At 44.2% G+C, this 724-nt stretch carries 1 protein-coding gene; it reads left to right on the plus strand.

Translation table 11 applies throughout. The annotated features are described in order from the left end of the window. Positions 1–319, plus strand: a 319-nt coding sequence (slyA, locus tag J5224_RS32690) for a transcriptional regulator SlyA (RefSeq protein ID WP_264629081.1), incomplete at its 5' end; no start/stop codon positions are given. Positions 320–724: the final 405 nt, after the last annotated feature.

Raw genomic sequence — 724 nt, forward strand, 5'->3', positions numbered from 1 at the left:
GCCTCCGGGGCAGTCGCAGATTCAATTGGCAAAAGCCATTGGTATCGAGCAGCCATCGCTGGTAAGAACCTTGGATCAGTTAGAAGAAAAGGGCTTGATTACACGAAGTATTTGTGCACACGATCGGCGTGCAAAACGCATCGCGTTGACCGATGCGGCAGAGCCGATCATCCAGGCGGTGGATGATGTGATAAGCCAAACGCGTGGTGAGATATTGCTGGGTATTTCGGTACAGGAAGTCAGTGCACTGACAGGGCTTATTGCCCGCCTGGAAAAAAATATACTCGCCTTACATGAGAGCCATGAAAGCCATCATTGATGCGTCATCAGACAGAATAATGCTTGGGTAGAATAAATGTCCATCAAGCCGAATTGAATAACGCTCTGCATTCAAACATGGCATCATGCTGCGATCCTTTACCTGCGCGATATTTCTGGTGAATTATTGATGTTGTGTGAATGTTTTTTTCTGAAAAAAGCTGATGAGGTTTCAACCTAAGCGGGTGATATACCTTTTGACATGTTTTTTAGACGATGTGCTATTTTTCGTCAAAAATGTGTTGTACCCGACGTGTTTTTTGCCAATGCAATTATTTTTTCAGCATGTCTGTGCGATTGATGCTGCATTACGATCGAATGAACTTTTCGTGCGAAGTAACATTATTGACCAAAGTAATAATGTAGGTTATCACCACCGGGTCGGTGGTGATAACAGAAAATGGGG

This window comes from Candidatus Symbiopectobacterium sp. NZEC135 (assembly GCF_025962695.1).